Raw genomic sequence first — 24,314 nt, 5'->3', positions numbered from 1 at the left:
CCTCAGCTCTCTATTTTTCCAGTATTAATTTTTCAGATAAATAATCCAGTAGCACCCGTACTTTAGGAATCACCTGACGATTTTCCGGATACAACGCCCATATACCATCATCCGGTTGTCGAAAATCCGCTAACACTTCCTCTAACTGTCCATTTTCCAACGACTCAGTCACGTAATAATCCGGCAGCATTGCCAACCCCAAGCCTTTTATTGCGGCATCACGAAGTGCCAGGCCATTGTTGCAATGCAGGTACGACTCCGGTCGCACAGTTTCCAGCTTGCCATCAACCTGAAAACGCCATTGCTTAACCGTTCCGGTAAAACAGCGATGCTCATCCAAGTCATCAATGTTTTGCGGACATCCAAATTGACTAAAATAAGCCGGTGAGCCTACGACAAAATGCCGGCGTGACCCTAGTTTCCGGGCGCGTAACCTCGGGTTCCCCAGTTGCCCTAAACGTATAGCCACATCATAACTGCCTTCAATTAAGTCGACCTGCTCGTTTGTCAGCTGTAAATCCAGACGGCAATCCGCATAAACCTGCAAAAAATCATTCAACAGAGGGGCAATAAACCGCTCGCCATAGTAGACCGGTGCCGTAATGCGAATTAAACCCTGTGGCTGTTGTGTGCGCTGCTGAATGGCCTGATCGGCATCTCTCAGGCTGGCAACGAGGTGCTGGCAATGGGGTAAGTAGAGCTTTCCCTCTTCTGTTAAGCTGACACTTCGAGTTGAGCGATACAGCAGTTGCATCTGCAGCCTTTGCTCCAGCGCTGCAATATTTCGGCTTACCTGTGCCACCGACAGTCCCAATTGGTGAGCCGCTGCGGTAAAACTATGCAATTCAGCCACTGCCGCAAATTCGCTAATTCCCTGCCAAGGCTTCATACTGCCCCATTATTTCATTAATGAAAAAGTAATTTGTAAAAACAGTAGATTACCTGCTTATGAGAAAAAGTTAAACTTAGGCTACGCTTTTACGTAATGAGACGACGAATCAAACAGTATAAGGAATCAATATGGAAACGATTAAGTCACGCGCTATGGTTGCCTGGGGTCCGGGCGAACCGCTGAAAGAAGAAACAATTGATGTTGCACCACCGAAAAAAGGCGAAGTTCGCGTTCGCATTATTGCAACCGGTGTCTGCCACACTGACGCTTACACCTTGTCAGGTAAAGATCCTGAAGGCATTTTTCCTTCCGTATTAGGTCACGAAGGTGGCGGTATTGTTGAATCTGTCGGCGAAGGCGTCACTTCGGTTGAAGTCGGTGACCATGTCATTCCTTTATACACCGCAGAATGTGGTGAATGTAAGTTCTGTACCTCTGGTAAAACCAACCTGTGTCAGGCGGTTCGTGCCACTCAGGGTAAAGGTTTAATGCCGGACGGTACCAGCCGCTTTTCAAAAGACGGCGAGACCATTTATCACTACATGGGAACCTCGACCTTCTCTGAATACACCGTTCTACCAGAAATTTCACTGGCGAAAATTCCAAAAGAAGCACCGCTTGAAAAAGTGTGCCTGCTTGGCTGTGGTGTCACCACTGGCATGGGCGCGGTTAAAAACACCGCCAAAGTGCAGGAAGGCGACACGGTTGCGGTATTTGGCCTTGGTGGTATTGGTCTGGCGGTTATCATTGGTGCCGTGCAAGCTAAAGCTTCCCGCATTATTGCCATTGATGTGAACGACGACAAACAAAAAATTGCCAAAGAGCTAGGCGCGACCGACTTTGTGAACCCAACCGAACACGACAAATCCATTCAGGAAGTCATTGTTGATATGACCGACGGTGGCGTCGACTTCTCATTTGAGTGCATTGGTAACGTAGACGTTATGCGCGCTGCACTTGAGTGCTGCCATAAAGGCTGGGGTGAATCTGTCATTATTGGTGTTGCCGGAGCCGGTGAAGAAATTTCTACCCGTCCGTTCCAGCTGGTTACAGGCCGTGTATGGCGTGGCAGCGCCTTTGGCGGCGTTAAAGGCCGTACCGAACTGCCTGACTATGTTAAACAATACATGGACGGTAAGTTTGATTTGGATACCTTTATTACCCATACCATGCCGTTAGAAGACATTAATAAAGCGTTCGACTTAATGCACGAAGGCAAGTCGATTCGCTCAGTCATTCATTATTAATGGAGTCAGTAATGAAACAAGTTAGCGAAACCCGCTGTTTTGGCGGTCGTCAGCTGCGCTTTGAACATGACTCTGAAGTACTGAACTGCACTATGCAGTTCAGTGTCTTTTTGCCATTACGCGCAGAGAAAACAGAGGTTCCGGCGGTCTACTTTTTATCGGGCTTAACCTGCACTGATGAAAATTTTTCCACCAAAGCCGGTGCGCAGCGAGTGGCCACAGAGCTGGGTATTGCCTTAATTATTCCCGATACCAGCCCGCGTGGAGACAATGTAGCCGACGATGCAGACCGCGCTTACGACTTAGGTTTAGGTGCAGGCTTTTACGTCAACGCGACTGAAGAGCCGTGGAAGTCGAATTATCAAATGTACGACTACATTGTGAAAGAGCTGCCGGAATTGGTTGAAGCGGAGCTGCCGGTTAATGACAAGCGCGCTATTGCAGGTCATTCCATGGGCGGACACGGAGCTTTAGTTATTGGCTTACGTAACAGTGACCGCTACACCAGCATTTCCGCATTCTCGCCGATTACCAACCCAACACAATGCCCCTGGGGTGAAAAAGCCTTTAGCGCGTATTTGGGCGATGATCGCGAACAATGGAAGCAATACGACGCTGTTGAGATCGTCAAATCTAAAGGTCAGACACTCCCAATTCGAGTTGATCAGGGCTTAGCTGACGGATTTTTAGACGAACAGTTAAAACCTGAGAACTTAAAAGACGCCATTAGCGAAGTTAACGGCGGCGGTACGGTTCATTTACACGATGGTTACGACCACAGCTATTACTTCATCTCGTCATTTATCGAAGCTCAGCTTCGCTTCCATGCGAAGTACCTCACCGCTTAACAAAACTCCAGAAACCCAGTAGGTATTACTTACTGGGTAAATACCCCTATTCGTTAAACGGTTATACTTCTGATCTCGCTCAATACTTCTCGCTTAAAAAGGAAGCAGTAATGAAGGTAAACTCAGCGGTAGAAGCCCTGTCAATTCTCAATGATGGCGATGTCATCTGGTGCCAGTCGATGGCTGCCACCCCTTATAAACTTCTTGAAGGTCTGAAAGAGGTAGCTACACAGCGTAAAGACCTGACGTTGTTACAGTTGCATACAGAGTACAGCGAGATACTCTGTGACCCTGAGCTTAAAGGACATCTTCGCCAACGTGCTTTCTTTGTTGGGGCCTCAACTCGGCAGGCGGTGAACCAAGGGCTAGCCGACTATGTCCCTATTTTTCTCTCTGAAATTCCCAAGCTGTTTCGCTCTGGCGAACAGCCATTGGATGCCGCAATCATTCAGGTGTCACCACCGGATAAACACGGTAATTGCAGTTTAGGTATTTCAGTTGAAGCAACCCGGGCCGCACTGCAAGTTGCAAAAAAAGTGGTTGCCTGGATAAACCCCAACATGCCACGGACGCACGGCGATGCGTTAGTCTCGTTAAAGCGGTTTGACCGTTTTTACGAAGAAGCGGCTCCTATTCCACTGCACAACCAGCCACCACAAAACCCAGTGACACAAAAAATTGGCGAGCGCGTTGCCGGCCTTATTAATGACGGGGACTGTTTGCAAATGGGTATTGGCGCAATACCAGACGCGACTTTAGCCTGTCTTCATCATCACAAAGACTTAGGCATTCACACCGAAATGTTCTCTGACGGCGTATTACCGCTGGTTGAGCGTGGCGTCATAAACAACAGCCGCAAGCGTAAGCACCGTGGCCGCATTGTCACCACTTTTGCGATGGGTTCTCAGGCACTTTATGACTTTGTTGATGACAACCAGGAAGTTTTTTTCCTTGATGTTGAGTACACCAATGACACCTCGGTTATTCGCCAGAATAAACAGGTTATGTCCATAAACAGCGCTCTTCAGGTCGACCTCAGTGGACAAGTCTGTGCGGACTCTATTGGCACGAAAATATACTCGGGCGTCGGCGGCCAAATGGACTTTGTACGCGGTGCCAGTTTGTCGGAAGGCGGTCGTTCGGTTATTGCTTTGCCTTCAACGGCCTGTGGCGGAACAGTGTCGCGCATTAGCTCTCTGCTTGCTCCTGGCGCCGGCGTGGTCACCACTCGTGCCCATGTGCATTACATTGTCACTGAACATGGTGTCGCTAACTTACGCGCCAAGAGTATGAGTGAACGCGCGCGCGAACTGATTCATATTGCCGACCCTAAGTTCCGGGATGAGCTGGCACAAGCAGCTTATAACGATTGGGGACTGAACATAACCTGATGCAATGGCATCAGGTTACTTCTTCTTCGTAGGCAACGGTACCAATGCCTCAGTTTTAGGCAGCGGCTGCTGTTGCTTACCAAGCGCTATGTAAACAAAGCAACACAAACCAATACCAATAACCAACGCACCAACCCACTGAATTTTTATAAACTGAACACTAAATAATACAGTCAATGACATCATCAAAAAGGCGTGTAAGGCCATATACTTTTGTTTGCCAAAACGCGCCACCGTCAAGTTTAGATTGTCGGAGTAAAGCCGGATTAAAGAGTCCAGCGAGTTGATCACGAAAACAATTCCAACAAACACCATCGCCAGATTAATGAATCCGGAAGTATCCAGTCCTTTTAAGTGGAATAAGTATAAAACACTAAACCAGAGACCAATGGACAATGACGGCCATATCAGCATGGCTAAGAACAGCCAGATGGTGCGCATGTTACCAACAAAGCGCGCAGTGAACTGACCAATCATAATGCTCCAGGCAAACCACCAGAACAGGTAAAACGCATGGTAATCATTAATCGGCAGAACAAACCGGTGTAGATGTTCAAAGTAGTCGGTCAATAAGGGTAAGGTACTAAAATAATCAGGCGCAGAAACATTGTCAGACAGTAAGGCGATACTGCCGAGCCCAAGAATTAACGCAAAGAACAGCCCACCAGATGACAAGCTAAGAATCTTAACAAACTTAAGCTCGGTACTTGAGTACACCGCAAATAAAATGGTGCCGCCGACAATCAGCGCATAGTACCAGGGGAAGCCTTCGCTGACCGCAATACTGGGTAGATACCAGCTTAAGTTGGCAAATAACAAATGCGCGGTAAAAGCACAGGTGCCAATTATCACGATGTTATTAATCCACTTAACCCAGGTAATCTCAAAGAATTTTACTTTGGGTTCAATTGCACAGAAATAAAAACAAGTGACAAAGTAAATGGCCCAGACCAGAAAACCCCAGAAGCCAAACTCAATAGCCAAAGGGTTGGCAAAAGCGTACTCGCTGTTTTCTTTTATATCGGCGTAAACCGGGAACTCTGTCAGCGGAAACATGATGAGCCCCACATCCAGACCCGAGGTAAACAAAATGGCAATGAATGTCAGAGTAGACACTGGGTAGCGACCGTTAAGTTTCAGCCGCCCCCAGCGCATAACAATAAAGACCACCATGGCCATGAAAAACAGCATGCCAATACTGACAAGAGTTAACATGACGTGCTCCGCTTGGCCTCACCACTGCGCTGACGCTGTTGCCATTGCGGGTCTTTATAAACATCAACTTCAGCTCTCGGCAAGTTCTGATGCTTGATGATATCAGCCGCTCGCTCCGCGACCATGATGGTTGGCGCGTTCAGGTTGCCGTTTGGAATCGTTGGGAAAACCGACGAGTCAATAACTCTAAGTCCTTGCAAGCCCCGCACACGCATTTGTGAGTCAATCACTGCCATGTCATCATCTTCGGCACCCATACGACAACTGCCGCAGGGGTGATAAGCACTTTCTACGGCATCACGCACGAAAGCATCTATCTGCTCATCGGTCACAATGTCTTTTCCGGGCTGTATTTCCTGGCCGCGGTATTCATCCATTGCCGGTTGAGCAATAATCTCGCGGGACAATCTTACGCAGGCTCGGAATGCTTCAATGTCGTCCTGGTGCTGCAAATAATTGAATTGAATCTGAGGCGAGGTAAAAGGGTCCGAGCTTTTCACTTTAACCCAACCACGGCTTTTAGGTTTATTGTGCCCAATGTGCAACTGAAAACCATGCCCTTCAAAAGCAGATTTACCATCGTAGCGAATGGCTGCCGGCAGAAAATGATATTGCAGATCCGGCCACTCAACACCTTCTTTCGAGCGAATAAAACCGCAGGACTCAAAATGATTCGTTGCGCCCAAGCCGGTTTTGAATAAAATCCAGCGTACACCAATAGCCAACTTGCTCAGAGGTCCTAGCTTACTGTTCAGCGTCAGCGGCTTTTTGCATTGATACTGAAAATAAAACTCCAGATGGTCCTGCAAGTTTTCCCCGACACCAGGCAGCTCATGCTGAGTTTCAATGCCTGCTGCAGATAAAGTCTCGTTGTTACCAATACCCGATAGCTGCAGAATATGCGGAGAACCAATGGAACCTGCACTTAAAAGCACTTCTTTATTCACAAAAAAGCGAGCAGTGTTGTTCTTCTCATAAAGCTCGACGCCAATAGCCCGCTTGTCTTCCAGCAGCACTTTACTGACCTGAACCCCGGTTTTTATTGCCAGGTTAGGTCTGCTCATAGCTGGCCTTAAATACGCATTAGCAGCGGACCAGCGCACACCATTTTTCACGGTCATATGCATGGCACCAAAACCTTCTTGCTGAAAACCGTTATAATCATTGGTTTCCATATAGCCGGCATTTACTCCGGCTTTAATAAAGGCTTTATACAACGGGTTTTGCATATTGTTACCGTTATTCACCGCCAAAGGGCCATCTTTCGAACGGTATTCATCGGCACCAAAAGCCCAGTCTTCCGCCTTTTTAAAGTACGGCAGGCAATTCTGGTAGTCCCAGCCTTCAGCACCATGCTCTTGCCACTCATCAAAGTCCCGCGCATGACCGCGAACATAAACCATGCCGTTAATCGACGAGGAGCCACCAAGAACCTTGCCCCGGGGGCAATGCATTTCACGATTATTCAGATAAGGCTCAGGTTCCGAGTGGAACTGCCAGGCGTACTTTTTCGTATTCATCGGAATCGACAGCGCGGTTGGCATCTGAATAAAAATGCTTTTGTCTGAGCCGCCAGTCTCTAATAACAATACCGAGACATCCGGATCTTCTGTTAACCGATTGGCCAGCACACAGCCGGCCGAACCCGCCCCCACAATGATGTAATCGAATTTCTCATTCACTGTCATTAGAATGGACCTTCCAGCTTATCCATTCCGACATAAATTGATTTTGTCTGAGTATAAGACTTAAGTGCTTCCACACCGTTTTCACGACCAATACCCGATTGCTTGTAACCACCTACCGGCATCTCTACCGGCGAATTAGCATAGGCATTAATCCAGCAAATACCGGCTTCCAGCTGAGCGATGACACGATGAGCTCTGCGCAAGTCCTGACAGAAAATACCAGCTGCCAGTCCGTAATCGGTATTGTTAGCTCGTTGAATGACCTCTTCTTCCGTTTCAAAGGTCAGAACGGACATCACCGGACCAAAAATCTCCTCGCGCGTAATGCGCATGTCGTCCGTGCAGTCAGTAAAAATAGTGGGGCCAATAAAATAGCCATTCTCACAGCCCGCAGGCGTTAATCTTTCGCCACCAAATGCCAGAGTAGCGCCCTGCTCTTTGCCAAGCTCAATATAAGCCATGACCTTATGCAGGTGATTTTCAGAAATTAGCGCGCCCAGGTTGGTTTCAGGCTCCATAGGATCGCCGACTACGATATTGTTCTTGGTGCGTTCTAATAAACGCTCCATAAAAGTGTCGTAACAGTCTTTGTGCACGAAGACCCGAGTGCCATTGGTACAGACCTCGCCCTGGGTGTAAAAGTTGCCCATCATGGCACCAGTTACCGCTTCATCAATGTCAGCATCGTCAAAGACAATCAGCGGTGATTTACCGCCCAGTTCCATGGTCACATTCTTCAGGGTACCTGCCGCCGCGGCCATTACCTTTTTGCCCGTGCCTACTTCACCTGTCAGCGACACTTTCGCAATTGACGGATGCTGAACCAGATAATTACCGACAACACCATCGCCATGCACCACGTTAAATACGCCTTCCGGTACGCCTGCTTCGATAAATATTTCTGCCAACATCGCCGCGCCACGAGGTGTCTCTTCGGACGGCTTGAAAATCATACTATTACCTGCAGCAAGGGCCGCAGCCGCTTTCCAGCAAGCAATTTGCAACGGGTAGTTCCAGGCGCCAATACCAAAACAGACACCTAAAGGCTCGTGCCGTGTGTAAAAGAAGTCGTTACCGACACTTTGTTGCTCGCCCATCATTGACGGGCATAAATTACCAAAATACTCGATAGCATCCGATCCAGTCTGAACATCAACTTCAACAGCTTCCTGCCAGGGCTTACCGGTATCCAGCACTTCAAGCTTTGCCAACTCGTCATTGCGCTCTCGTAGAATCGTCGCTGCACGTTGTAATACTCGGGCTCGCTCAATTGCAGGGGTTTGTGACCAAACCTCAAACCCTCTTTGAGCACTTTCCACCGCGTCTTCCAACAGCGACTCTCCTGCCGACTCTACGGTGTAAATCACTTTCCCGGTACCTGGGTTGATCACGTCAAAGTATTCATGGTTACTGTCGTCGACGTAACGCCCATGAATAAAGTTTTTAAGTAATGTAGAGGACAACGATAACTCCCTTATAATTTGGCAATGGTTTAACTGACACCGTGCTGTTCCAGCACACCATTAATGTATTTTTTGCAGTATTTTTTTGCCTGACTGAACTTCTCTTCATTTGCCCGGCTTAATGCACAGCGCAACCAAAAACCATCAATTAACGCGGCCGTCACTTCCGCTGCCTCACGCGCACTTTCGGGATTCAGTAGTTGCTTGAAACTGTAACGCAAATTACTCACAAGCCGGCGCTTATTCAGCTCCTGTAAGCGATATAAGTCAGCGTCATGCATTGACTGCCCCCAAAAGCTTAACCAGGTTTTTGTGCTTGAATCTGCCTGTTGCACATCAGAAAAGTTCAAATCAACAATTTTCATCAAGCGGTCATACGGATTATCCGGTGACTGCTCCATTTTGAGCTGAGAAAGCAAATACCGCACAGAGGCCTCAATTAGCGCCTGCTTACCGCCAAAATAATGGCTGATGATACCGGACGACATCCCCGCCCTGCGCGAAATCAAGTTTATGGTTGCTCCTCGTAAACCTACGTCAGCAACCACATCGATGGTGGCATCGATTAACTGCTGACGCCGCATTGATTCCATTCCTACTTTTGGCATAGCTTTCTCACATGGTTTAATTTTTATTCGTAAGGTTCCAGCGTTGACAGCCTGAAGCGATGCTCGTTAACTACATCACCTGCTTCATCGTAAAGTCCAAGAGTCACAACCGGATCGTCTTTTTCCCAGTCAACGTCCAGCGCACCATAATTTACCTTATTGATAAACTGACCGATGCGGTGTTTATTGGGGCTAACGTCTTTCCACTCCTGAGTCAGTCCTGATGACGTAACTTCCCATAGTGGGTAGTCTAAATCTTCGTCGTAGTAACTGATTTCACCCCAGTGGGTGTCGCCGCTTATCAAGATAACACCATTAACCTTATGTTTTTTAATAAGATTAAACAAACGTTGGCGGTCAGAGGGGAAATTCGCCCACGACTCCCAACCGGTAAAATCAGCTAAAAGCTGTAAGCTGGAGCCAATGACTTTAATACGCGCCGGCTTTTGTAACTGTTCTTCCAGCCACTGCCATTGTTTTTCGCCAATCATACTGGCGTTAGGGTCGCTGTGAACTTTATAAGGCCCCATGTTTTTCGGTTTGCGTTCGTTTGCATACTCTTCTCGCGTCACGTGGGCAATATCATCCCGGTTCCAACGCAAATCGGGCAAAATTACGTGAATGCTTTCTTCGCCCTCACCGTAGGTGTATGAGGTGTAAATACCATCTTCACGAGTGCGACGCGGAGAGCTCTCCGGCTCACCCCAAAAGTCGAGCATGATATCTCTTGACGCTTCTTTTTTAGGGTAATCCTTGCCGGCGTCGTTCGCACCGTAGTCATGATCATCCCAAATAGCGATGAGCTCTGCTTGCTCTTTTAGTTCTTTAAAACCCGGCTTAGAGCCCAGTTTTTCATATTTATTCTGCAACACTGACATGTCTTCGGTGTCGCCATAGACATTGTCCCCAAGAAACACAAAAACTTCGGGGTCGTCTTCAATAATGCTGTTAAAAATGGGAATGTCTTTGTCCTGATGCGAACATGAACCAAATAAAATCCGGCCGGGTGCATCAGCAAAAACAGAACCACTCAGTAATAATGTGGATAGTGCTAATAGTTTATACATGTGTATTGATTACCTTGTTGTTGCTTGCTACTAAAGCAACCACATGCGGCGTTAACCGCATGTGGTTCGGGTTAGTTTTAAAATACAAACTTAGCATTAAGTGCAACCGTACGTGGCGCACCAATCCAACCTGCGCCCGGAGCGATAGTACCAAGGTAATCTTCGTCAAAGACATTATTCACAGTGAAGCTCAGCTCCATGCTGTCAATTGCACCACCAATGTCATAAACGGTTTTACCAATGTAAAGGTCACTCACAACGTAAGAATCGCTTTCCTGAGTGTTAGCCTGGTCTAAGTAGCGTTCACCCACATACTTAGTACTAAAGCCCGCATAGAAGTCGCCTTTAGTGTAATCAAAGCTAACAACGGCCATGTCCTGAGCACTGCCCAGTACGGTATTGCCTCGGAACGCTTCATCCGTATAGGTTGAGTCGTTTTTTGTGTAAGACACATAAACACCAAGATTATCACTCAGGTTGTAATCCAGTGATGCTTCAATACCGTCAGACTCAATACCACCTGTGTTGACATAACCACCGGCTGCCGCTTCTAAGAAGTCGATACCGTCAACGTCTTCATTACTGACAAAAGTAATGCGATTTTCGAAGGTAATATCATAGTAAGTCAAACTTGCATTAAAGCCCGGCGTTGAATAGCGCAAACCTAGATCAATGTTGTCCGCTGTTTCCGGTTCAACCTGGCTTACATCCGTATCATCACGCTCTAGTACAGCATCTTTAACGGCTGCAAAGTTTTCAGCATAACCACCGAACACTTCCATTCCGTTAACCGGCAGAGGCGCAACAAAACCAGCTGACAATAAAGCATCCGAGTCCGACGATACACTCAGGTTGTTGTCAGGGTTAAACTGATCTTCTTTTGAAACCTCAACATCAAACTTCTTCGCACCCAGACGGAATTTCGCAAATCCGGCATCAATCTCGTCTTCAATGTAGTACATCAAAGTTTCGACCGGGAATTCACGGCTGTACTGAACCCAGTAAGGGTTACTTTCAGGACGCGGGCTCGCTGCTGCATCAATGGTTTTATGCCAGTCACGGTACTCATCACGCTGGTAATCTTCGTACCAGAAACCACCACGTAAGGTGTTTGCCATACCGGCAATTGTGGTATCCCATACAAAGTCACCATTGACGCCGTAGCGTTGCTTTTCGTAGTGAGTATGGCGATGCGAACTGACCGGCATAGCGCCTTGCTCATAGCAACCCGGGTCTACTTCGGCTCCGCCGCCGCCATAAGGGTAACCAATTGAGCTCTCGCAGCCTGCTTCAGGTGATAATGACTGGCCGTCGCGGTTAACAAAATAGATAAAACCTTGTGAAGAACCGCCGTAAGCTGTGGTTGAAGGGTCCAGTTCCGAGTGAGGGTTTCCTGCACCGTCGTCGGTAACATCAGCGATGTAATATGGAATCCACTTACCAGCACCTTCGTTTTCGTGATAGTAAACGTTAGTGCTGACATCCACTTCACCCAACATGAAGTCGGCTTTTAGGTAACCAAACAGGTTTTCACGTTCAGTTACCCAACCTTCACGCCATGCCTGGTCTTGATAAGGAATGCCTGTCCAGTCTTCAGTCAGGCCGTCCCATTCAGAGTTTTGTTCATACTGTGCTAAACCATAAACTCGTTGATAGGTATATTCCTGAGCGTCGTCGTAACTCACGTAACCCGTTAAATCTACGTCACCAACACGACTGATAATTTTACCTTCAGCATGGTCACGCGTATTGGTTACCGAACCATCCATGTAGTCATCGTTTTGTTGGCTCGAAAGAGAAAACCACGCGTAAGTGTCTTTAGCGATTTCGCCAGTATCGTAACGTGCATACAATTTTTGTGCGTTATGCTCGCCAATCGTGGTGCTAACGGTAAACTGTTCTTCGTACGCAGGACGAATAGTCGTAAAGTTCAAGGTACCACCCAAAGCCTCGTTTGAACGAGAACTAATGTCGGCTGTACCCTGAGAAACTTCCGTGCCACGTAAGTTTTCAGTGTCAATGTAACGGCTGGCTTTAGTACCACCGCCGTAGTTTGAGTTGCCGTTAGAAATACCATCTACAGTCATACCAATTTGCTGAGATTCTAAATCTAACTGGAAACCGCGAATTGAGATGCTGGTTGACCATTCATCAGATCCGAACGGGTCACCTTCGTTTACCAAAACGCCGGGTAAGTTATCAACCATTGCCAAAGCGCTGGTCATAGACGTTTGTTGCTTTTTCATTTCTGCAGAAGCGGCGTTATTCGCATAAGAAACACTGCGGCCAGTAACCACAATGGCTTCCATTTGTTCTTTTTCTTCTTCTGCTTGCTGATCTTGAGTGTCTTGCGCCATTGCTGGCAGGGAGGTAGCAGATAATGCTGATAGTACAGATAGTGCGATTAAGCTTTGCTTCATAGGCACATAAGTTTTCATAAAAGTTCCTGTTTCTTGTGTTGTAGTGAAGTTCCTTAATGTATGGGGCTAATGTGACAACGGCGTTAAGGTTAATTGATCATTCAATTAAAATCAAACTTAGTTAATTGACCGTTCAATTAAAATAAATGCAATATAAATTAGATATTTTTCATCTAAACTCTGCGTTAACTTGCTTAAGAAACTAAGGTAGGCTGTGTTTAAAAGACGGTTGCGGAGGCTTTAATGAAAACAGTCGGCATTATTGGTGGCATGAGCTGGGAATCAACCAGCACTTATTATAAGCGTTTGAACCAGCTAATAAATAAGCGCCTGGGAGGCTTGCACAGTGCTGAAATTCTTCTGGCCAGCCTCGACTTTGCGCCTATTGAAGAGATGCAAAGTAAGGGTGACTGGGATGCAGCTACACAAGCTCTTATTGCCAAAGCCCGGCAGTTGGAAAAAGCGGGTGCTGAAAGTATTATTATAGCAACAAATACGATGCACAAAGTGGCTCCACAGGTTGAAGATGCCGTTAAACTGCCTTTATTGCACATTGTCGACGCCGTGGCGGAGCACCTTAAACAAAACAACGTTAACCAGGTTGGGTTGCTGGGTACACGCTTCACCATGCAGCAACCGTTTTATAGAGAGCGCCTTGAACAACAAAACATTAAGGTACTGATACCCGGTGAAGGTGACGGCAATACAGTCGACAACATTATTTTTAAAGAACTGTGCCATGGCCAATTTACTGATAGCGCGCGCAAACAGTACCTAAGAATTATTGAAGATCTGGCAGCGCAAGGCGCACAAGGCGTTATTTTAGGCTGCACTGAAATTGGTCTGCTGGTTCAACAAGAACATTCTGCCCTGCCATTGTTCGATACCACCGAACTTCATTGCCGCGCCATTGCAGACTGGATGCTAGATTAAAAAGCAGGAAGACCATGACCGATATAACAATCAACTTTTCTCGTTTCTATGACAGAGCCTGCCAGCGTAAAGGTGGCGAAAGTGCGATGCTTGCACGCCTGCCTAAAGTATCGTCCGTAACCCAATTAGAACAACTCGAAGACCGGGATGTACTTGCTACTATTACCCGCTGTATTTTTCGGGCGGGCTTTGTCTGGAGAATTATTGAGGCGAAATGGCCGGGTTTTGAGGAAGCTTTTAAAGGTTTTGTTCCGCTTTACTGGCAACAAGTACCACCAGAGATATTAGAAGAACTGTCAAAAGATGAACGCATTGTTCGTAATCAGCAGAAAATAAATACCGTTCCAGCTAACGCCCGTATGATTGTTGAAGTATCCGAAGAGTACGGCAGCTTTGGTAAGTTCTTAGCGCAGTGGCCATCAAACCGGCAAGCAGAATTGCTGCACTACCTTAAAAAGAACGGATCTCGGCTGGGCGGCGTTACTCCGCAATACGTTCTGCGCGAACTTGGCTGGGACGGTTTTATTATGTCTAATGACGTTGTCACCGCGCTGACCAATTACAAGCTGATAGATGCCTCCCCCACCAGTCAAAAAGGCCTGAAGCAGGCACAAAATGCCTTTAACCACTGGCACGAACAAACCCAACTGCCCTATAGCCATTTGTCACGAATTTTGTCCTATAGTGTAGGTAAGTAAACCACAATGGGAGTTAAAATGAGCTCAACTAAAAACACTCTGATACTCGGTATTTCACTGATCATCAGCTTCGCCATTATTGCTGTGATTGGCTCAAATGCAGTACTTGAGCATAAGTCGATGGAACGCACGGTTACTGTAAAAGGGCTGTCAGAGCGTGAGTACCTTGCTGACACCGTCATCTGGCCCATTCAATTTACAACCGCCAGCAATGATTTAACCGCTATTTATCAAACCATTGAAGAATCCAACCAGAAGATCATTGAGTTTCTGCAAAGCAAAGGAATTAACCGGGATGAAATTTCCTCGTCAGCGCCTTCTATCACGGATAAATCGGCACGAAGTTACGGTTCTTCACAGCCTGCAGAGTTTCGCTATACAGCCACAAAAGCTATTACGGTCTATTCCGAGAACGTTGAGCAGGTTCGTGGTGTTATGAGTCTTCTTGGCGAGCTGGGTAAAGAAGGTATTGTCTTTACTACCGATAGCTATCAGGCCCAACCGGACTATTTATTTACGCGCTTAAACGAAGTAAAACCTGAAATGATAGAAGAGGCGACCAAAAAAGCGCGGGAGGTAGCCGAAAAGTTTGCCTTAGACTCTAACTCTGAACTGGGCAAAATAAAGCAGGCTCGACAGGGGCAGTTTAGTATCAGTGCACGCGACCGTCATAACCCTCACCTGAAGAAAATACGGGTGGTATCCACCATAGAATATTACTTGTCCGATTAAGCTATTACTTTCACAATGTGACTCAATTTACGCCACAAGGGCCGGATAATGAAAAGAACCTTACAGTATTTGTTTAAAGGGTTAGCTATTTTACTGCCCATTGTCGTGACTTTTGCCTTATTACAATGGCTGTTAGTCACAATAGAGAGCTGGCTGAAGCCAATTTGGACAACGTTACTCAGTGAGTCCTCTTACTTCCCTGGTTTGGCTTTTATTAGCTTTTTAGCGATTGCACTTCTTATTGGTTTCAGCTCTCGTTGGAATTTTATTGATTCACTATGGCAACTACCCGGCAAACTGATGAATAGACTGCCTTTGTTGCGCAGCTTATACGGCACAATTAATGATGTGTTCGAGATGATGTCAGGTAAGAACTTTGCTGAAGAATCAGTTGTACTGGTGACCCTGCCCGGCAGTAATCTGCGTCTTATAGGCATTGTTACTAAGAAAAGTGGCATTAAAGGCGATCGCCTGTCCGAACTCATGAAAGAAGACCAGGTCGCCGTGTTCTTACCCATGAGTTATAACGTAGGCGGTTATATGGTGATTGTTCCGGGTGACTGCGTTGAGTCACTGACCATGAAGCCAGCTGATGCCTTACAGTTAACCATCAGTGGCGGACTGGGTAAGAACCATTCGGGTAAAACCGACTAAAATTGCAGTTGAAATCATAGCGCGTACTGGTAAAGTTCGCGCTATGAAAATGACAGAACCCTGCCCTTGCGGCTTAGATAAAACCTATCAGGATTGTTGCTACGCTTACCATAGTGGTGAAGCAACAGCCCAGTCTCCGGAAGCACTTATGCGTTCGCGCTACAGTGCCTTTGTCGGCCGCCTGGCCAGCTATTTAGAAGCCACCTGGCACAGTAGCTCGCGCCCGCCGTTGCTCGACTTAAGTGACTCTCCTAACTGGCTTAAACTACAAGTTATTTCATCCAGTGTTGACCAGAACAAAGGGCAAGTACATTTCCGGGCTTTTTACAAAGACGGTAATGACGTAGCTTTTATGGAAGAACAGTCTGACTTCGTGCAAGAAGATGGTAAATGGTATTACCTGAATGGCCGTGTTAATAACGACTAGCTAAATGTCGACGATAGAACCGCCAACGCCTGGAATTTATTAAGTACCAACCACAAATAAACCAGCCAAATATAATGCCAGCCCGGCCGAAAGAAAACGCACCATGCTGTTCAATAAACATCCACAGAATTAATGTTGCATCGACAATAAGCGAGAGTAATAACAAGGGTTGGGCAAAACGCATTAATACATTGGCCCAGTTGCGCTCATCTTCACCAGCAAAGGTCGTTGCCAGCAGAACAATTAACGCCGGTAATCCGACCAGCAGCATCAGTCCAAATTGCTCTGAACTGGTATAAAAGAGTTTTAGCAGTCGGGTACGATCTTCAGCAAAAGTCAGAGAAATAATGGCGGCGACATAACCGCGCATTTCAAATAACAGAACCAGCAAGAGCGAGAGCGGGAAGCTCGCTCTGCCCTCTTTATCCAAGTATCGCGCTTTCTCGACCAACCGCTGCCCGGCGCTTATCTCCGCGCTGCCAGATTTTTTCATGAAAATAGTAACCTACTGTGTTCACTAAAGGCTCAATCAAGGCGATTGCACCACCTAGTACGATATCGCCTGTCATCAGCCAGACAACGCCAAAGGCTATAGTAAAATGCATGATACCAAATGATACTGTTTTTGCTGCGTCTTTCATAACAACCTCCCACTTCGACTTAGTATAAAGTATTGCCGATTAAGGTTGTTAAAACCAATTGAAAAAAGCGATAACCCTGTTCGTCTCAGAGTATTCTGTTAAACCGCTCGTTTTAATTGTTCACGCAGTTCGGCCACTTCGTCCCTAAGCTTTCCAGCTAGTTCAAACTCAAGGTTCTGCGCCGCTTTGTACATTTCTTTTTCCTTAGCTTCAATTTCTTTCATAACAGCTTTTGCGTCTTTAACAACAACGGTACGGGCGTCATAGCCAGAAGCCACTTCAGCCAGAGCTTTTTCAGCTTTACTCTTACGAGCTTTGGCTGAGCCCTGCCCTAAGTCCATCACATCAGTAATACTTTTATTAAGCCCCTGAGGGGTAATTCCGTGTTCTTTGTTATGCGCTATTTGTTTATTACGGCGGCGTTCAGTTTCTTCCATGGCGCGCTGCATAGAGCCGGTAATGCGGTCAGCGTATAAAATAGCCCGGCCATTAACATTACGCGCCGCACGGCCAATGGTCTGAATAAGTGAACGATCAGAACGCAAGAAGCCTTCCTTATCAGCATCCAAAATTGCCACCAAAGACACTTCGGGCATATCCAAGCCTTCTCGTAAAAGGTTAATCCCCACCAACACGTCAAATTCGCCTAGCCGTAAATCGCGAATAATTTCCATGCGCTCAACAGTATCTATGTCTGAGTGCAGGTAGCGTACCTTTATTCCGTGTTCATCCAGATAGTCCGCTAAGTCTTCTGCCATTTTCTTGGTTAAAGTGGTTGCCAATACCCGTTCGCCCTGCTCTGTGCGCAAACGAATTTCAGACATTAAGTCATCCACCTGTGTCGCAACCGGTCGCACTTCTATCTGCGGGTCAATAAGACCTGTCGGCCTGACCACCTGCTCTACCACTTCGTTACTGCTGCGTTCCAGCTCATATTTACCGGGCGTTGCAGACACATACATTGTCTGTGGCGCTATGGCTTCAAACTCATCAAATTTAAGTGGTCTGTTATCCAGCGCAGACGGCAACCGAAAACCGTATTCAACCAGGTTCTCTTTACGTGAGCGGTCACCTTTGTACATGGCCCCAACCTGAGAAACGGTCACGTGAGACTCATCAATAATGAGCAGAGCGTCATCGGGTAAATAGTCCATTAAGGTTGGTGGCGGCTCGCCGGGCGCACGACCGGACAGATAGCGAGAATAGTTTTCAATGCCTGAGCAATAACCAAGCTCCAGCATCATTTCAATATCAAACTGTGTCCGCTGACTAATCCGTTGCTCTTCAATCAATTTGTTTTGTTTAAGCAAAATTTCACGACGGTCTTTCAGTTCATCTTTTATCTTTTCAATGGCTTTAACCAATACTTCCCGCGGCGTCACATAATGTGTTTTCGGGTAAATAGTGGCGCGCGCAACGTCTTTTTCTGTTACCTGACCTGTCAGCGGCTCAAAAAAGCTGATGCGGTCAACTTCGCTGTCGAACAACTCGACTCGCACAGCCATTTCTTCAGATTCTGCCGGGAAGATATCAATCACATCGCCACGAACCCGGTAAGTGCCGCGCTCAAAAGCCGCATCGTTGCGTTTGTACTGAAGTTGCGCAAGGCGTCGAATAATGTCTCGCTGATCAATAATGTCGCCACGACGCAAGTGCAGCATCATTTTCATGTAAGACTCGGGGTCACCCAAGCCGTAAATGGCCGATACCGAAGCAACCAGAACTACGTCGCGCCGCTCCATAAGCGCCTTGGTAGCGGACAAACGCATTTGCTCTATGTGGTCGTTAATTGAAGCGTCTTTCTCAATGAAGGTGTCGGTTGTCGGAACATAAGCTTCGGGCTGATAGTAATCATAGTAAGAGACAAAATATTCCACCGCGTTATTGGGAAAATACTCTTTCATCTCACCATACAGCTGCGCCGCCAATGTTTTATTGTGCGCAAGTATCAACGTAGGGCGTTGCGAACGCTCAATTACATTCGCCATGGTAAAGGTCTTACCTGAACCAGTGACACCCAGAAGTACCTGGTGCGCCAAACCGGCATCCAGATTATCGAGCAGCGATTCGATGGCTTTGGGCTGGTCACCCGCCGGTTTGTATTTAGAAACCAGTTCAAATTTCTTAGCCACGTTCTCTCCTCAACTCTCGTGAAAACCACCAATACGCAATAATAGCGGTAAACAGATTAGCGACGACACCACCGATGAATAAACCGGTCAAATCGGCCAATAAACTTCCCAAATAGGAAAGTGGCACGAACAACACAAATAAACGAATAATACTCAGCCATAAGGCATTCATTGGCCGGTGCACAGCATTAAAGCTGGAATTTGTCAGTATAATAATGCCCTGCAATCCGTAACCCAACGGCATAATATAAATAAAGAGTTTAACAATGTCGGCAACGGCTTGCTCTTCAGCAAAAATCTGCGCTATCCAATGCGCACCAACCAACATAAGCAGATAAATCACAGCCTGAATCGCCAACACCGCTTTTAGAGCGGTTCGATACGCTTCTTTTACTCTGTCTATGCGGTCGGCACCGTAATTTTGGCTAATTAAAGGCGGCAACGACATAGACAGCGCCAGAATAATAACGCTGGCCAGCGATTCAAGCCGCGAACCGACACCAAAAGCGGCCACCGCAGGCGCACCGTAGGAAGCAACAATAGCGGTCATTACTGACATGGCTAAAGGCGTCAGCATATTTGCGCTGGCTGCCGGCATACCAATTTTTAAAATACCTCTGGCGGACTTTACCCAGGCGTCAATAAACAGTCTGCCGCCCGGCGGTTTTGAAGACACCAGTTTATTCCGACGCAGCAACCAGAAGACTAAAAAGACACCGCTGAACCAGGAGATGACACTGGCCAGCGCCGCGCCCTGAATTCCCATAGCCGGAATAGGCCCCAAACCGAAAATTAAAATAGGATCAAAAATAGCGTTAGCTAAGCCACCGGAAGCCATAATAAGCGAAGGCGTGCGAGTATCCCCCGATGCACGCAATACGGCATTACCCACCATAGGCGTCACCAGCATGACACAACCAAAATACCATAGCGTCATGTAGTCCCGGATAAGTGGCATTAACCTATCCTGAGCCTGCAGCAAGCTGAAAATTGGGTCCATCAGCAAGTAGCCGATTAAGGCCAAAGCCGCAACTAATAACGCCGACACGGAAAGTGCCGAAAAACCATCAAAGTGAGCCTCGTCGGGTTTATCTGAACCGTACTTTCGGGCAATAACCGCAGAAGTTCCAATACCCAGACCAATAGCCAGGCTGACAACAGTAAAGGTAACAGGGAATGTAAAACTGACAGCCGCTAAGGGGTCAGTTCCAAGCATACTAATAAAGAAGGTATCGACAACATTAAAACTGATAAGGGTAGCCACACCGAAAATAACCGGCCAGGTCATTTCCCAGAGTTTTTGTCCTACCGGCGCGCTGATAAGACTTCTTGATGCGTCGGCAGCTGCCATTCAATCCCTCCTCAGTTCGATAGCCGAACAGTGTACATGAGACTGCGCTTTGTGGCTACGGAGAATGGACTTTAGCCGCTCTGATCCGTATAGTAATGGGCATTTCAACCCTTGCGAAAAACAGGATCTGAACGTGGATTACCAACTCTCTGATCGTATCAATGCAATTCAGCCGTCACCGACTCTGGCGGTGACTCAAAAAGCCAATGAATTACGTCAACAAGGCAAAGATGTTATTGGTCTGGGTGTCGGCGAGCCAGATTTTGATACACCTGATTTTATTAAAGATGCTGCGATTCAGGCTATCCATGACGGTAAGACCAAATATACGGCTGTTGATGGTATCGATGAGCTAAAAGATGCTGTTATTAAAAAGCTAAAACGCGACAACAGCCTTAGCTACCAACGTTCAGAAATTATTGTGTCAGCCGGTGGTAAACACAGTATTTTCAATTTACTCAGTGCCTGGTTAAATCCGGGAGATGAAGTTGTTATTCCCGCACCTTACTGGGTTTCGTATCCTGACATGACCAAGTTGGTTGGCGCTACGCCAGTTATTGTTAAAGCCGGCATAGACCAACGTTTTAAAATTACACCAGAACAATTGCGTAACGCACTAACGGATAAAACACGTTTAATGTTCATCAATAGTCCGTCCAACCCGGCCGGAACAGCTTATACCGCGAACGAGCTTGAAGCCCTTGCGGAAGTGCTGCGTGATTATCCAAATGTACTTATCGCCACCGACGATATGTACGAGCATATCCTCTGGAGCGACTCGCCCTTTGCTAACTTTCCAATGGTGGCTCAGGATCTTAAAGATCGCACCGTCATCCTAACGGGTGTCTCCAAAGCTTACGCTATGACGGGCTGGCGCATCGGTTATGCTGCAGGCCCTAAACCAATTATTGCTGCTATGAAAAAAATGCAGTCACAAAGTACATCGAACCCTGCCAGCATTAGCCAGTACGCGGCAGCGGCAGCATTAAACGGCGACCAAAGCTGTATTAAAACCATGGTGACTGCATTTAAAGAGCGTCACGACTATTTGGTTGATGCTCTAAACAGCATTGACGGCATTGACTGCGTACCAGGCGACGGTACTTTTTACGCTTTTGCTCAGGTCGATAAGCTAATGGCTAAAGCCAATGTCAGCAGCGACGTTGAACTGTGCGAAAAACTGCTGACAGAAGCCAACGTAGCCCTTGTGCCAGGTTCAGCTTTTGGCACGGATGGTTATTGCCGTTTATCCTTCGCTACCGGAATGGATGTTTTGAAAGAAGCGGTTAAACGTATCAAAAGTTTCTCAGAAAGTTTATAAAATGAAGGTTTTGGCGCCATTTTTTGCAATGAGCGCCAAAACCCTATTAATTGAACGCTTGTTACAGCATAAATCCCATCAATACCAACTCTTTTCACTTTGATACTTTTATTACAAGTTACTAAAAATTCCTTCCTGCCATTAGTGATCGGAACCAGATCTAAGTGACCGATGTCAAGCCTAATAATTCAATTTAACATGAGATTTTTTGGCGCGTTTTTTAGTCAAATTCACTAAGAAATACACAAGTTGCTGATTCTTCACGCATTGACTGGTGAATCGATCACCAACCTGAAGATTTATTCACCAGAATAAACTAACCTATTGTTTATTCTGTATATTTTGTTTTATCGTTACTTTTTAACCACTACGGAAATCGCCCTCAAAGCCGCATCATTATTACGACTTCACAGAGTTAAACACAAGGTTATCCACAGATTCCGTGGATAAGATCATGTAGCCTTTATCTACTGCGACATTCAGATATCTGTGGATAATCAGATCCTCGAAAAAGCTAATACTTATGTTATAGATGTAAACTTGACAGTTACTTGACATTGTCAGCGATAAGGATTAGCTCATCTTTTTGCATTGATGTGACTAAAAAAATCAATTTGCTGACTTTTTCGACAACCGAGCCCTTTTCCTTTAAAAACCTTCGCAGAATAGTTGACACCCCTGCGTATGAGCTTTAATATTCGCAGCCGTTGAATGTTGTTCCCCAGTAGCTCAGTTGGTTAGAGCGGTGGACTGTTAATCCATGTGTCGTTGGTTCGAATCCAACCTGGGGAGCCAAACAACATCCAGCCTATTCCAATCCCCAGTAGCTCAGTTGGTTAGAGCGGTGGACTGTTAATCCATGTGTCGTTGGTTCGAATCCAACCTGGGGAGCCACATTCAGAAGAACCGCCTATATGGCGGTTTTTTCGTTTCTGGACCAAAGCTCTGCGCTGAGTTCAGCAACTGGTTGCGTTGCGCCATCGGCAATCCATTGTGCCAGCGTTTCCGCGACATTAGGCCAGTACAGTCTATGAGGTTCCCGTTGCGCTAGCCAGCTGTCAACTTCACTGGTCTCAACTCGTTTTAAGACACTCGCCAGCCCATGCTCCTGTAATATGCGGGCATTCCACTTTTGTTCAAACTGGCCTGCTAAAGGTTTTACTGCCAAAGCCTTTCCCTGGCTCAGCGCTTCGCAACTCGTTTCGAAACCGGCATTCGACAAAATAGCGGACGCCTTACTAAAGTGCTGAGCAAACTCCGTTCGTGAGGGCGGATAGCATTCGATGTGCCCCAACGACTTCCGCTCTACCTTAGGATGAAAAAGCGAGAACTCATAGTTATCCAAGGGTTGAAGCTGGTCAATAATATCTCGGGGATCCTCAAAAGGGAGGTAAACCACAACGCGCTGCATTAACCCGACACAGGCGTTTTCTTCCTGTCTTACTACTGGAGGGATCGCATTGCCACTAGCCAGCCAATGCATACCAACGGGTTCTGAACATGGTGCAAAGGAGGAAATCAGCTGCTTTTGCCACCAGGACAACCGTTTAAACAAATCGGGTTCATGAAAAGCGTATTGTCGGCCCAAACCAACACAGCGCACGCCTTGTTTCTTCGCCGCCCAGGCGGTTACCGGCTCATAGTCAGTAATTACCAGGTCATAGTCGGTAACCGGTAAGTTTTTCACATCTTGCCAAAACTGCCGCCAATGGTTATTGAGTAATGTCTTGCGTCGGCGAAGCCTCCCCCTTTCGGTGACAAACGACAAGCCCTGACGCCATTGGTAGTCACCGAAAACCTCCATGTCAAAAAGCCCTGAAGGCTGGCGACCCGATATGAGGTAATCAATTTCAACATTACGATGTTTAGTCAAAGACTGAGCTAATGTGTGGCAACGACTTAAATGACCATTCCCTGTACCCTGAACTCCGTAAAGAATTTTCATATCGTCAGTTCCGAAACTAAGACAGCCAGTGCAACACCGGCAACAATATCACTCGGATAATGAACCCCGACCACCACTCTTGACGCCCCAATAGCCATTGCCCAGCCAAAACAGGCTAACCCCGCGGCAGGATAATAGTGGTAGGTAACCGTGGCGAATAAAACCGCTGCCGCCGTATGCCCGGAAGGAAAGCTAAACTTGTCGCTGGCAACAATAAGCGCCGCAAAAGACAAGTTACGCTCACAGGGACGTTGCCGACGAAAACTGTTTTTCATGATCCAGTAAAGAGGAAGTTCAAGAGAAAATGCGCATATCAGACTGGTAAAATATTCGTCACCGCTGTCATCGAGCATCCAGACCATTAAAGCAATAGCGAGGTATCCATAGCCATCGCCGCTGCGGGAAGTCAGTAGAGCAATTTGTCCGGGAAGATCTTTCGCCCTCAACCCGGAAAACAGGCAATAACAGTAACGATCAAAGCGTTGTAAATAACTGAACAATACCATGGTAGAAAACCCAAGTTGGCTTCAGTTGGGGCTACTTTGCCAAGCCTTTATGACACTAAATAATCAGTTTCGTGAATAAAAGATGACAATGTCGGAATTTTCTCCTAAACCCATGCTCGCTGTCTGTTGTTTATG

General features: G+C 46.8%; 22 protein-coding genes and 2 tRNA genes. 11 read left to right on the top strand and 13 right to left on the bottom strand.

Going from position 1 to position 24,314, the window contains the following annotated elements; translation table 11 throughout:
• Positions 1 to 10 precede the first annotated feature (10 nt).
• Positions 11 to 889: a LysR family transcriptional regulator gene (locus tag VBY75_RS00560; protein ID WP_054491284.1), complete on the bottom strand. Its 879-nt coding sequence runs from the start codon at positions 887 to 889 to the stop codon at positions 11 to 13.
• Positions 890 to 1,020: 131 nt separating this feature from the next.
• Here VBY75_RS00560 and VBY75_RS00555 point away from each other — a divergent pair, with 131 nt between their 5' ends.
• From VBY75_RS00555 to VBY75_RS00545, 3 genes are all read left to right on the top strand, one after another.
• Positions 1,021 to 2,139 (top strand): S-(hydroxymethyl)glutathione dehydrogenase/class III alcohol dehydrogenase, encoded by a 1,119-nt coding sequence (locus VBY75_RS00555; RefSeq protein ID WP_416510559.1) that lies wholly within the window; start codon positions 1,021 to 1,023, stop codon positions 2,137 to 2,139.
• 11 nt (positions 2,140 to 2,150) lie between these two features.
• Positions 2,151 to 2,987, top strand: coding sequence for an S-formylglutathione hydrolase (gene fghA, locus VBY75_RS00550; protein WP_416510556.1), 837 nt, complete (start codon positions 2,151 to 2,153; stop codon positions 2,985 to 2,987).
• A gap of 110 nt (positions 2,988 to 3,097) precedes the next feature.
• A complete protein-coding gene (locus VBY75_RS00545; protein WP_054491287.1) occupies positions 3,098 to 4,378 on the top strand; it encodes an acetyl-CoA hydrolase/transferase family protein in 1,281 nt (426 codons plus the stop codon).
• A 15-nt stretch (positions 4,379 to 4,393) separates the two neighbouring features.
• Here the strand turns inward: VBY75_RS00545 and VBY75_RS00540 are convergent, their stop codons facing one another.
• The 6 genes from VBY75_RS00540 to VBY75_RS00515 form a co-directional block, all read right to left on the bottom strand.
• Positions 4,394 to 5,593 carry a BCCT family transporter gene (locus VBY75_RS00540; RefSeq protein WP_074930779.1) on the bottom strand — a complete coding sequence of 400 codons (1,200 nt, stop codon included), beginning with the start codon at positions 5,591 to 5,593 and terminating at the stop codon, positions 4,394 to 4,396.
• The gene (gene betA / locus VBY75_RS00535) at positions 5,587 to 7,281 is read right to left on the bottom strand and encodes a choline dehydrogenase (protein ID WP_416510553.1); all 1,695 of its coding nucleotides are present in this window, start codon (positions 7,279 to 7,281) and stop codon (positions 5,587 to 5,589) included. The genes VBY75_RS00540 and betA overlap by 7 nt, the downstream gene beginning before the upstream one ends.
• The gene (gene betB / locus VBY75_RS00530) at positions 7,281 to 8,744 is read right to left on the bottom strand and encodes a betaine-aldehyde dehydrogenase (RefSeq protein ID WP_082332173.1); all 1,464 of its coding nucleotides are present in this window, start codon (positions 8,742 to 8,744) and stop codon (positions 7,281 to 7,283) included. Before betB ends, betA begins: the two co-directional genes overlap by 1 nt.
• A 29-nt stretch (positions 8,745 to 8,773) precedes the next feature.
• On the bottom strand, positions 8,774 to 9,352 hold the full coding sequence (gene betI / locus VBY75_RS00525; RefSeq protein WP_034821844.1) for a transcriptional regulator BetI: 579 nt from the start codon (positions 9,350 to 9,352) through the stop codon (positions 8,774 to 8,776).
• A 23-nt stretch (positions 9,353 to 9,375) separates the two neighbouring features.
• Entirely contained in the window at positions 9,376 to 10,419 is a 1,044-nt protein-coding gene (locus tag VBY75_RS00520; RefSeq protein WP_054491290.1) for an alkaline phosphatase D family protein, read from the bottom strand.
• 77 nt (positions 10,420 to 10,496) lie between these two features.
• Positions 10,497 to 12,857 (bottom strand): TonB-dependent receptor domain-containing protein, encoded by a 2,361-nt coding sequence (locus VBY75_RS00515; protein WP_287816822.1) that lies wholly within the window; start codon positions 12,855 to 12,857, stop codon positions 10,497 to 10,499.
• A gap of 225 nt (positions 12,858 to 13,082) precedes the next feature.
• On the opposite strand from VBY75_RS00515, the gene VBY75_RS00510 reads away from it, so the two are divergent.
• The 5 genes from VBY75_RS00510 to VBY75_RS00490 are packed head-to-tail and all read left to right on the top strand — an operon-like array spanning position 13,083 to position 16,283.
• A complete protein-coding gene (locus VBY75_RS00510) occupies positions 13,083 to 13,772 on the top strand; it encodes an aspartate/glutamate racemase family protein (protein ID WP_278358802.1) in 690 nt (229 codons plus the stop codon).
• 14 nt (positions 13,773 to 13,786) lie between these two features.
• A complete protein-coding gene (locus VBY75_RS00505) occupies positions 13,787 to 14,470 on the top strand; it encodes a DNA-3-methyladenine glycosylase I (RefSeq protein ID WP_271331210.1) in 684 nt (227 codons plus the stop codon).
• A gap of 18 nt (positions 14,471 to 14,488) precedes the next feature.
• Positions 14,489 to 15,202 carry an SIMPL domain-containing protein gene (locus tag VBY75_RS00500; RefSeq protein WP_416510549.1) on the top strand — a complete coding sequence of 238 codons (714 nt, stop codon included), beginning with the start codon at positions 14,489 to 14,491 and terminating at the stop codon, positions 15,200 to 15,202.
• 48 nt (positions 15,203 to 15,250) lie between these two features.
• Positions 15,251 to 15,856 carry a DUF502 domain-containing protein gene (locus VBY75_RS00495; RefSeq protein ID WP_416510547.1) on the top strand — a complete coding sequence of 202 codons (606 nt, stop codon included), beginning with the start codon at positions 15,251 to 15,253 and terminating at the stop codon, positions 15,854 to 15,856.
• On the top strand, positions 15,816 to 16,283 hold the full coding sequence (locus VBY75_RS00490; RefSeq protein ID WP_416510545.1) for a YchJ family protein: 468 nt from the start codon (positions 15,816 to 15,818) through the stop codon (positions 16,281 to 16,283). The genes VBY75_RS00495 and VBY75_RS00490 overlap by 41 nt, the downstream gene beginning before the upstream one ends.
• On the opposite strand, the gene VBY75_RS00485 is transcribed toward VBY75_RS00490, so the two are convergent.
• The 4 genes from VBY75_RS00485 to VBY75_RS00470 form a co-directional block, all read right to left on the bottom strand.
• Complete coding sequence (locus VBY75_RS00485) at positions 16,270 to 16,776, bottom strand: DUF2919 family protein (RefSeq protein ID WP_222235585.1); 507 nt, start codon at positions 16,774 to 16,776, stop codon at positions 16,270 to 16,272. The two genes, VBY75_RS00490 and VBY75_RS00485, sit on opposite strands and share 14 nt — an antisense overlap.
• A complete protein-coding gene (locus VBY75_RS00480; RefSeq protein ID WP_222235586.1) occupies positions 16,706 to 16,924 on the bottom strand; it encodes a DUF2061 domain-containing protein in 219 nt (72 codons plus the stop codon). Before VBY75_RS00480 ends, VBY75_RS00485 begins: the two co-directional genes overlap by 71 nt.
• Before the next feature lie 98 nt (positions 16,925 to 17,022).
• On the bottom strand, positions 17,023 to 19,056 hold the full coding sequence (gene uvrB, locus VBY75_RS00475) for an excinuclease ABC subunit UvrB (protein WP_222235587.1): 2,034 nt from the start codon (positions 19,054 to 19,056) through the stop codon (positions 17,023 to 17,025).
• A complete protein-coding gene (locus VBY75_RS00470) occupies positions 19,049 to 20,407 on the bottom strand; it encodes an MATE family efflux transporter (protein ID WP_416510542.1) in 1,359 nt (452 codons plus the stop codon). The genes uvrB and VBY75_RS00470 overlap by 8 nt, the downstream gene beginning before the upstream one ends.
• A gap of 64 nt (positions 20,408 to 20,471) precedes the next feature.
• Between VBY75_RS00470 and VBY75_RS00465 the strand changes: the two genes are divergently transcribed.
• The 3 genes from VBY75_RS00465 to VBY75_RS00455 all read left to right on the top strand — a co-directional run bounded on the left by VBY75_RS00465 (position 20,472) and on the right by VBY75_RS00455 (position 22,622).
• On the top strand, positions 20,472 to 21,728 hold the full coding sequence (locus VBY75_RS00465) for a pyridoxal phosphate-dependent aminotransferase (RefSeq protein WP_416510540.1): 1,257 nt from the start codon (positions 20,472 to 20,474) through the stop codon (positions 21,726 to 21,728).
• 718 nt (positions 21,729 to 22,446) lie between these two features.
• Positions 22,447 to 22,523, top strand: a tRNA-Asn gene (locus VBY75_RS00460).
• Between the two features lie 22 nt (positions 22,524 to 22,545).
• Positions 22,546 to 22,622, top strand: a tRNA-Asn gene (locus tag VBY75_RS00455).
• Between the two features lie 16 nt (positions 22,623 to 22,638).
• On the opposite strand, the gene VBY75_RS00450 is transcribed toward VBY75_RS00455, so the two are convergent.
• Together VBY75_RS00450 and VBY75_RS00445 are read right to left on the bottom strand one after the other, a co-directional pair.
• The gene (locus VBY75_RS00450) at positions 22,639 to 23,673 is read right to left on the bottom strand and encodes a glycosyltransferase family protein (protein WP_416510538.1); all 1,035 of its coding nucleotides are present in this window, start codon (positions 23,671 to 23,673) and stop codon (positions 22,639 to 22,641) included.
• Positions 23,670 to 24,179: a phosphatase PAP2 family protein gene (locus VBY75_RS00445; RefSeq protein ID WP_222235591.1), complete on the bottom strand. Its 510-nt coding sequence runs from the start codon at positions 24,177 to 24,179 to the stop codon at positions 23,670 to 23,672. The genes VBY75_RS00450 and VBY75_RS00445 overlap by 4 nt, the downstream gene beginning before the upstream one ends.
• Positions 24,180 to 24,314 lie beyond the last annotated feature (135 nt).

It is taken from the genome of Idiomarina sp. HB, from assembly GCF_048059115.1.
In the GTDB taxonomy this organism is placed as follows: Bacteria; Pseudomonadota; Gammaproteobacteria; order Enterobacterales; family Alteromonadaceae; genus Idiomarina; species Idiomarina abyssalis.
Note: the sequence above shows the minus strand (reverse complement) of the source record. Positions and strands in the feature narration are given on the sequence as shown.

What these genes read in the sequence shown, in the direction of transcription:
- VBY75_RS00560 (WP_054491284.1), bottom strand. Translation starts at nt 889, where the DNA reads ATGAAGCCTTGGCAGGGAATTAGCGAATTTGCGGCAGTGGCTGAATTG.
- VBY75_RS00555 (WP_416510559.1), top strand. Translation starts at nt 1,021, where the DNA reads ATGGAAACGATTAAGTCACGCGCTATGGTTGCCTGGGGTCCGGGCGAA.
- fghA (WP_416510556.1), top strand. Translation starts at nt 2,151, where the DNA reads ATGAAACAAGTTAGCGAAACCCGCTGTTTTGGCGGTCGTCAGCTGCGC.
- VBY75_RS00545 (WP_054491287.1), top strand. Translation starts at nt 3,098, where the DNA reads ATGAAGGTAAACTCAGCGGTAGAAGCCCTGTCAATTCTCAATGATGGC.
- VBY75_RS00540 (WP_074930779.1), bottom strand. Translation starts at nt 5,593, where the DNA reads ATGTTAACTCTTGTCAGTATTGGCATGCTGTTTTTCATGGCCATGGTG.
- betA (WP_416510553.1), bottom strand. Translation starts at nt 7,281, where the DNA reads ATGACAGTGAATGAGAAATTCGATTACATCATTGTGGGGGCGGGTTCG.
- betI (WP_034821844.1), bottom strand. Translation starts at nt 9,352, where the DNA reads ATGCCAAAAGTAGGAATGGAATCAATGCGGCGTCAGCAGTTAATCGAT.
- VBY75_RS00520 (WP_054491290.1), bottom strand. Translation starts at nt 10,419, where the DNA reads ATGTATAAACTATTAGCACTATCCACATTATTACTGAGTGGTTCTGTT.
- VBY75_RS00515 (WP_287816822.1), bottom strand. Translation starts at nt 12,857, where the DNA reads ATGAAAACTTATGTGCCTATGAAGCAAAGCTTAATCGCACTATCTGTA.
- VBY75_RS00510 (WP_278358802.1), top strand. Translation starts at nt 13,083, where the DNA reads ATGAAAACAGTCGGCATTATTGGTGGCATGAGCTGGGAATCAACCAGC.
- VBY75_RS00505 (WP_271331210.1), top strand. Translation starts at nt 13,787, where the DNA reads ATGACCGATATAACAATCAACTTTTCTCGTTTCTATGACAGAGCCTGC.
- VBY75_RS00500 (WP_416510549.1), top strand. Translation starts at nt 14,489, where the DNA reads ATGAGCTCAACTAAAAACACTCTGATACTCGGTATTTCACTGATCATC.
- VBY75_RS00495 (WP_416510547.1), top strand. Translation starts at nt 15,251, where the DNA reads ATGAAAAGAACCTTACAGTATTTGTTTAAAGGGTTAGCTATTTTACTG.
- VBY75_RS00485 (WP_222235585.1), bottom strand. Translation starts at nt 16,776, where the DNA reads ATGAAAAAATCTGGCAGCGCGGAGATAAGCGCCGGGCAGCGGTTGGTC.
- VBY75_RS00480 (WP_222235586.1), bottom strand. Translation starts at nt 16,924, where the DNA reads ATGAAAGACGCAGCAAAAACAGTATCATTTGGTATCATGCATTTTACT.
- VBY75_RS00470 (WP_416510542.1), bottom strand. Translation starts at nt 20,407, where the DNA reads ATGGCAGCTGCCGACGCATCAAGAAGTCTTATCAGCGCGCCGGTAGGA.
- VBY75_RS00465 (WP_416510540.1), top strand. Translation starts at nt 20,472, where the DNA reads ATGGACTTTAGCCGCTCTGATCCGTATAGTAATGGGCATTTCAACCCT.
- VBY75_RS00450 (WP_416510538.1), bottom strand. Translation starts at nt 23,673, where the DNA reads ATGAAAATTCTTTACGGAGTTCAGGGTACAGGGAATGGTCATTTAAGT.
- VBY75_RS00445 (WP_222235591.1), bottom strand. Translation starts at nt 24,179, where the DNA reads ATGGTATTGTTCAGTTATTTACAACGCTTTGATCGTTACTGTTATTGC.